Source organism: Alysiella crassa DSM 2578 (assembly GCF_000745955.1).
GTDB lineage: Bacteria > Pseudomonadota > Gammaproteobacteria > Burkholderiales > Neisseriaceae > Simonsiella > Simonsiella crassa.
Map to the genome: position 1 here is coordinate 1 of NZ_JQKH01000102.1, position 7,639 is coordinate 7,639.

General features: G+C 45.9%; 7 protein-coding genes. 5 read left to right on the plus strand and 2 right to left on the minus strand.

Annotated elements, in window-relative coordinates:
• Positions 1-280: 280 nt before the first annotated feature.
• On the minus strand, positions 281-1,099 hold the full coding sequence (locus Q338_RS11375) for a tetratricopeptide repeat protein (protein WP_034295521.1): 819 nt from the start codon (positions 1,097-1,099) through the stop codon (positions 281-283).
• 204 nt (positions 1,100-1,303) lie between these two features.
• Positions 1,304-2,554, minus strand: coding sequence for a glutamate-5-semialdehyde dehydrogenase (locus Q338_RS11380; RefSeq protein WP_034295523.1), 1,251 nt, complete (start codon positions 2,552-2,554; stop codon positions 1,304-1,306).
• A gap of 281 nt (positions 2,555-2,835) precedes the next feature.
• On the opposite strand from Q338_RS11380, the gene gmk reads away from it, so the two are divergent.
• The 5 genes from gmk (at position 2,836) to Q338_RS11400 (ending at position 7,463) form a co-directional block, all read left to right on the plus strand.
• The gene (gmk, locus tag Q338_RS11385; RefSeq protein ID WP_034295525.1) at positions 2,836-3,450 is read left to right on the plus strand and encodes a guanylate kinase; all 615 of its coding nucleotides are present in this window, start codon (positions 2,836-2,838) and stop codon (positions 3,448-3,450) included.
• A gap of 42 nt (positions 3,451-3,492) precedes the next feature.
• A complete protein-coding gene (gene rpoZ / locus Q338_RS11390) occupies positions 3,493-3,699 on the plus strand; it encodes a DNA-directed RNA polymerase subunit omega (RefSeq protein WP_034295527.1) in 207 nt (68 codons plus the stop codon).
• A gap of 43 nt (positions 3,700-3,742) precedes the next feature.
• Positions 3,743-3,940 carry a hypothetical protein gene (locus Q338_RS14620; RefSeq protein WP_156961079.1) on the plus strand — a complete coding sequence of 66 codons (198 nt, stop codon included), beginning with the start codon at positions 3,743-3,745 and terminating at the stop codon, positions 3,938-3,940.
• A complete protein-coding gene (locus Q338_RS11395) occupies positions 3,909-6,065 on the plus strand; it encodes a RelA/SpoT family protein (protein WP_034295529.1) in 2,157 nt (718 codons plus the stop codon). The genes Q338_RS14620 and Q338_RS11395 overlap by 32 nt, the downstream gene beginning before the upstream one ends.
• A 174-nt stretch (positions 6,066-6,239) precedes the next feature.
• Positions 6,240-7,463, plus strand: a complete 1,224-nt coding sequence (locus tag Q338_RS11400; RefSeq protein WP_034295531.1) for an aromatic amino acid transporter — start codon at positions 6,240-6,242, stop codon at positions 7,461-7,463.
• The last annotated feature ends 176 nt before the right edge of the window (positions 7,464-7,639 follow it).

Consider the following 7,639-nt stretch of genomic DNA (forward strand, 5'->3'; position numbering starts at 1 on the left):
CAATACACGCAGCGTGAATTTGGTGGCGGCGGATTTCTCCAGCCAATCTGTTTTGGACGATTTTGAAATTCCAGCCATGTTGCGCCGTCAAAACGACAACAATAACAACTAATTAATTTCCATCAAAAAACCGAGTTATCTGTGGATAACTCGGTTTTTTCTGTTCAGGCTGCCTGAAAATGGTGGCTTAACTATAGTGGATTCAATTTAAATCAGGACAAGGCGACAGCGACCGCCGTGTACACATAGTACATAAGGGAGCTGGCAACGCTGTACTGGTTTAAATTGAATTCACTATATTCTCTTCTTCGCGCATTTTAGCTAATTCTGCTAATGAATATTCCGCGTCTTTATTGCCCTGTTTGGCGGCAAGTTTCCACCATTTTTCTGCTAAATCATAATCTTGTAGTACGCCCACGCCTTCCACATAATTCATGCCCAAATTAAATTGTGCGGACGAATCGCCCAATTCGGCGGCTTGGCGAAACCACTCGGCAGCCTGTGCGGGGTCTTCTTCTACGCCAAAACCTTCTTGGTAGAGCATACCCAAATTGACCATCGCGTCGGCATTGCCCAATTCTGCGGCTTGGCGGTAAAAATCGGCGGCTTTGGCGTAATCGGGTTCGCGCCCCAATGCGTCATCGTGAATCACGCCCAAATTGTACAAGGCTTCATCATCGCCCAATTCGGCTGCCATTTGCCAATATTTTTCTGCCATTTCATAATCTTGCGCTACGCCCAAACCTTCGGCATACAAACGCGCCAAATTATTTTGTGCGTCCACATCGCCCTGTTCGGCGGCGGCGGCATACCATTTGCGGGCTGATTCGTATTCTTCGTCATCGTCATGCAGTTCGGCGAGCAAAAATTGTGAAGTGGGGTCGCCCTGTTCTGCCGCCATGCCATACCATTTTTTTGCTAAATCAAAATCTTGTTTCACGCCCGAACCAGTTTCGTACATAAAACCCAATTGGTATTGGCAATCCACATCGCCCAATTCGGCAAATTGGCGTAGGGTGGGAAAGGCGGCTTTGTAATTGCCTTTTTCTACTTGGGCAAAGGCGGTATTTAATTTTAACTCGTTAATTGAATAGGACATTTTTATCTTTCTAAAAATATTTCAGGTAACTTTTTACGGTATGACCAAAATCTTTCAGGTAGCCTTACAGCACACAACAATTTTTATTAACACCCAAGATGTAAGGTGCGTACCACGCACCAAGTCATTCAAATGACTTGATAATTTGGTGTGTAATACGCACCCTACATGAGTTTTGTCGTGTACTAACAGGCAGCCTGAAACTTACCCGCGCACCTGTCCATCGCCCAACACCACCCATTTTTGCGAAGTCAAACCGTGCAAACCGACAGGCCCGCGCACATGAATTTTGTCGGTGGAAATGCCAATCTCCGCGCCCAAACCGTATTCAAAACCATCGGCAAAACGCGTGGACGCATTCACCATCACACTCGCGCTGTCCACCACGCGCAAAAATACATTCGCCAGCGTATAATTTTCGGTAACAATGCTGTCGGTGTGGTGGCTACCATGTTGATTAATATGAAAAATGGCTTCGTCAATATTCGCCACGATTTTAATCGCCAACACGGGGGCAAGGTATTCCGTGTCCCAATCTTCATCGGTGGCGGCAATCATGTTGGGCAGAATATCGCGCGTTTTCAGGCAGCCGCGCAATTCTACGCCTTTTTCTGCATACAAATTAGCCAGTTCGGGCAAAATTTCGGCGGCGCGTTTTTCATGGATTAACAAGGTTTCCATCGTATTGCACGTTCCATAGCGCGAAGTTTTGGCGTTGAACGCAATCGCAATGGCTTTATTTTTATCTGCAAATTCATCAATATAAACGTGGCAAATGCCGTCCAAATGTTTAATTACTGGTACGCGCGATTCTGTGCTAATCCGTTCTACCAAACTTTTGCCGCCGCGCGGAATAATCACATCAATCAAATCAACGGCTTGCAGCATATCGCCAACGTGTTGGCGGTCGGTGTCTTCCACAAAACACACGGCGTGTTCAGGCAGCCCTGTGTCGTGCAAAGCCTGTTTAATTAATTTCGCCAACGCCATATTGCTGTGAAACGCTTCGCTGCCACCACGCAAAATACAGGCATTGCCCGATTTCAGGCACAAAGCCGCCGCGTCCACGGTAACATTCGGGCGGGCTTCGTAAATCATGCCAATCACGCCAAGCGGCACGCGCATTTTGCCAATGCGTAAACCATTGGGGCGCAAACGAAATTCGTCCATTTCGCCCACAGGGTCGGGCAAGGCGACAATTTGCAATAAGCCTTCGCGCATGTTTTTCAGGCTGCCTGAAGTGATTTTCAGGCGGTCAAGCATGGCATTGTCCACGCCTTTTTGTTGTGCGTTTGCCATGTCTTGAACATTGGCGGCGAGTAGGGTGTTTTCGTGTTCGCCAATCAAATCTGCCAATAAAATCAAGGCTTGGTTTTTGCGTGCGCTCTCGGCGTGGGCGAGTTGGTAAAAGGCGGCTTTGGCTTGTGTAGCGATTTGGGTGATGTGGTTTTGCATTGTGGGGTTTCCTGTGAGATTTGATTTTTCAGGCAGCCTTTCAGTACACGACAATTTTTTGAAATAACCACAAACCTGTCCCCTCCCCCCGTTACAGACGGGGGAGGGGATAGATTGTTGGTAAAATTAAAATTGCCGTATGTTTCAGGCAGCCTGAAAACAAAATCATGCGTGAATATAAAAAACAACTATCTTATGATTTTTGCTAAATAAAAACAAGCCACGCGCCACGTATTTCCACTATAATCCCATCATCTCAATGGATAAAAAGAAAGCACATCATGACTACTCGTACAGGTAATGTGTTCATTATTTCCGCCGCGTCTGGCACGGGTAAAACCACGCTGGTTTCGCGTTTGGTGAAAAATCATGCGGATATTCGCGTTTCGGTGTCGCACACCACCCGTGCGCCGCGTGAGAATGAACAGCATGGCAAACATTATTATTTTGTTTCCCAAGAAAAATTTATGGATTTGGTGGGGCAGGGGGCGTTTTTGGAACACGCGGAAGTGTTTGGCAATTATTACGGTACCAGTGTGATGGGCGTGGAAGAGTTAACTCGGCAAGGTTTTGATGTGATTTTGGAAATTGATGTGCAAGGCGCGGCGCAAATTCGGGAAACTTTACCGCATGCGATTGGCATTTTTATTTTGCCACCGAGTTTGGCGATTTTGGAAGAGCGTTTGCGTAAACGCGAAACCGATAGCGCGGAAGTGATTGAACGCCGCTTGGCAGAAGCAAAAAGTGAAATTGAACAAGCATCTGCCTTTGATTATGTGGTGGTGAACGATGATTTGATTGCCACTGAAATGAATTTATTGCATATTATCCGTTCACAATTGTTCAGGCAGCCTTTACAACGTGCAACGATTGAAAAAGTTTTGCAAAATTCGTAAAATAGCAGTCGTATTGATTAAATTTATTTTGGAAAGCAAAACATGGCTCGTATTACAGTAGAAGATTGCATTGGTAAAATCCCAAATCATTTTGATTTGACTTTGGCGGCGGCACGTCGTGCGCGCCAATTGGAAAATGGCACTGCACCTTTGGTGGACGATGTTCGCAATAATAAGGCAACCGTAACCGCCTTGCGTGAAATCGCGGCTGGGCAAATCGGTGTGGAAATTTTATCGCGTAATAAATAATTGATTTAACCACAAAAGAAGGTGTGTTCGCTTGTAGAGCGGCATGCCTTTTTTTATCGATGGGGTTTTCAGGCTGCCTTTCGGTACGCTACAAAACTTATGTAGGGTGCGTGGTACGCACCCTACGGCAATGCTGATATTTTCAGGCAGCCTGAAACCGCCCACCATAAAATTCCTGACACAAATTTATGATGAGATGAGAGACGATTATGAACATTCCCCAACCACTCGCCGAATATGACACCGAATATACTGCCCCTTTGCGTGAAGAATTATTCAAAACAGCGTCTTATCTGAATGAAGAAGAACGGGCATTATTGGAAAAAGCCTGTGCCTACGCTTTTGTGGCACACGATGGCGTGTTGCGTAAAAGCGGTGAACCCTATATCACCCACCCCATTTCGGTAACGATTGAATTGGCAAAATGGGGCATGGATGTGGAAAGTTTGTGTGCAGGTTTAATGCACGATGTTTTGGAAGATACGGAAATCAGCGAGCAGGAAATGGCTGCCGAATTTGGCAGTACCATTGCGCGTATGGTAGACGGTTTGTCTAAACTGGAAAATTTGGATTTTAAAGACAAAACGGAGCATTTTGCTGCCAGTTTTCAAAAATTGGTGTTGGCGATGATGCGCGATGTGCGTGTGATTATTGTGAAATTGTCCGACCGTTTACACAATATGCGTACTTTGGAGGGCGTGGGCAAACCCGAAAAACGCCACAAAACGTGTCGCGAAACTTTGGATGTGTACGCGCCCATTGCGCTGCGTTTGGGCATGGGCAAGGTGTATCGGGAATTGCGCGAAATTTCGTTTAAGAATTTGTATCCTGCGCGGTATCAGGTTTTGTGTCATGCAGTGGACGAGTTTCGCCATACACATCATCATGTGATTAGCAAAGGCATTGCCAAATTGCAGGCTGCCCTAGATGAACAAAAAATTCCTGCACAAGTGATTTTTGCGCCACCACAATATTTCAGCGTTTATCAGAAAATGAAAAAGCGCAAAGTAGGCTTTGATAAAATCAAGGATTTTTTGCATATTCATGTGATTACTGAATCGGAATTGGATTGTTATGCGGCTTTGGGCGTGCTTCATCGGGTGTACACGCCGCAAATGGGTAAAATCAAAGATTTGATTGCCGTACCCAATGCCAATAATTACCAAAGTTTGCACACGGTCTTGAAAATGCCGTATCAAAAGCAAAATATTGAATTATCCGTGCAAATTCGTACGCAAAAAATGGACATGGTGGCAAATTATGGCATTACCGCTATTTCGCCCAACAGTGAGCATTATGTGCGTACCCATCGTTGGCTGCAATCGGTTTCTGATTTGAACGAAAGCAGCGCGGACGCAGTAGAATTTTTGGAAAACATGAAAGCGGATTTATTCCCTGTGGAAACCTATGTGTTTACGCCTAAAGGGGAAATCATCAATATTCAGCGTGGCGCGACTGTGGTGGATTTTGCTTATGCGGTGCATACTACGGTGGGTAATCAGTGCGTGGCGGGGCGTATTGATGGCAAACTCGTGCCTTTGCGTACCCGATTGCGCAGTGGCAGTACGGTGGAAATTATCACGTCTGAACGTGCGTTGCCCAGCCCGACTTGGTTGAGTTTTGTGGTAACCGCCAAAGCGCGTTCCGCCATTCGCAATTACATGAAAACAGTCAATCGTGAAGATGCCATTGAGCAAGGCGGTATGTTGTTAATGCGAACGTTGAGCAGTTTATTGTCGCCCGAAGTCTTGTCTTCCAATGATGTGATGGCGAATTATGTTGCCAAATTAACGGCAAATGGGCAATCTTTTGACGATGTGCGTTATCAAATTGGCTCGGGGCAATTGTTGCCGATTGCGGTGGCGCAGGAAATTGCGGAATTGGCAGGCGCGTCTTTGGGCGAAGAACAGAAATTGGACACGGTGTTGATTCATCAACACGACAGCGTGCGGATTCGTTTGGCACAATGTTGTCGTCCGATTAATGGCGATATGGTGCGTGGTGTGATTGTGGCGGGCGAAGGTTTGATGGTGCATAGGGATACTTGTCCCAAAATGCTGAAAGTGTCGCCTGAACAACAGCTTGATGTGGATTGGGGCAATGTTTCAGACAGCCTGAAAACGCATTATGAAGCAGGTGTGAAAGTGCAAGTGCAAGATTCACATGGATTATTGGCAAAATTATCGTCTGCGATTTCGGCGGCGGGTGGCAATATTGCGGCGGTAAACACCTTGTCCAAAGCGGAAAATGAACAAGGATTTATGGAATTTTTGTTTACTGTCAATGTGAATGGTTTAACTCAATTGCACGACATTATGGCGCGATTGCAACGCATTAAACAGGTGTATGAAGTGGTGCGTATGTGATTTTCAGGCTGCCTTATTTTTATAGGGTAATGACAGTACACGACAAAACTCATGTAGGGTGCGTGGTACGCACCCTACATTTTGGGTGTTGGTAAAAATGGTCGTGTACTGAATAGGGTAATAAAAGGCAGCCTGAAATTTAAAAAATAATTTAAAACAAAGGAATCAATAAAAATGCAAAAACACCCCACTTTACTGGGCGGCGCGATGATAATCGCAGGTACGATTATTGGCGCAGGCATGCTTGCCAATCCCACAGCGACATCGGGCGTATGGTTTCTCGGCTCGCTGTTGGTGCTGGTGTACACATGGTTTTCCATGCTCACATCGGGTTTGATGATTTTGGAAGTGAACACGCATTATCCACACGGTGCCAATTTTGACACGATGGTCAAAGATTTATTGGGACAAGGTTGGAATATTATCAATGGTTTATCGGTGGCGTTTGTGCTGTATTTGCTGACTTATGCCTATATTTTTGTTGGCGGCAATTTGACCGCACAGGCTTTGGGTGGACAAGACCTTAAAGTGGGACAATGGGTGTTTTTCCTGATTTTTGCAGGCTGCGTGTGGTGGTCGGCAAAAGTTGTGGATAGATTTTCTACCATATTGATTGGCGGCATGATTATTGCCTTTTTCTGGGCGACTGGTGGATTAATCGGCAGCGTGCAAATGCCTGTTTTATTTGACCAAAACGCGCCAGCCAACACCCAATATTGGATTTATGCCGCGACTGCTTTACCTGTGTGTTTGGCATCATTTGGTTTTCACGGTAATGTGTCCAGTTTGCTGAAATATTTTCGTGGCGATGCGCCAAAAGTGTCCCGCGCTTTGTGGATAGGCACGCTGATTGCGTTGGCGATTTATGTATTGTGGCAGCTCGCCGTGCAAGGCAATTTGCCGCGCCATGCGTTTGCGCCTGTGATTGCGGCAGGTGGCGATGTGGCGGTGTTGATTGGCGAATTATCCAAATTTGTTTCAACCGATGGCATGGCGCAAGTGTTGCAATTTTTCTCGTATATGGCGATTGCCAGCTCATTTTTGGGCGTAACCTTGGGTTTATTTGATTATTTGGCAGACTTGTTTGGCTTTGACGACAGCAGAGCAGGGCGCACCAAAACGGCTGCACTTACCTTTTTGCCACCGCTCGTGTGTTGCCTATTATTCCCGATGGGTTTTGTAAAAGTGATTGGCTATGTGGGTTTGGCGGCGGCGATTTGGACGGCGATAGTGCCAGCTTTATTGTTACGCGCCAGCCGCAAAAAACATGGTGTGGGGACAAGTTTCCGTGTGTATGGCGGTAATTTGATGATTATTTGGGTATTTGCCTTTGGCGTATTCAATATTGCCGCACAATTATTAAGCGAAGCAGAAAAATTGCCCATATTTAAGGGTTAAGCAAACAAAATGGGCGAGTGTGGATACTCGCCCATTTTTCAGGCTGCCTTTCAGTACACGACAATTTTTACAAACGCCCAAAATGTAGGGTGCGTACCACGCACCAAATCATTCAAATAATTGAAATTTCGGTGCATAATACGCACCCTACATGTAGTTGTCGTGTACTGTAAGGC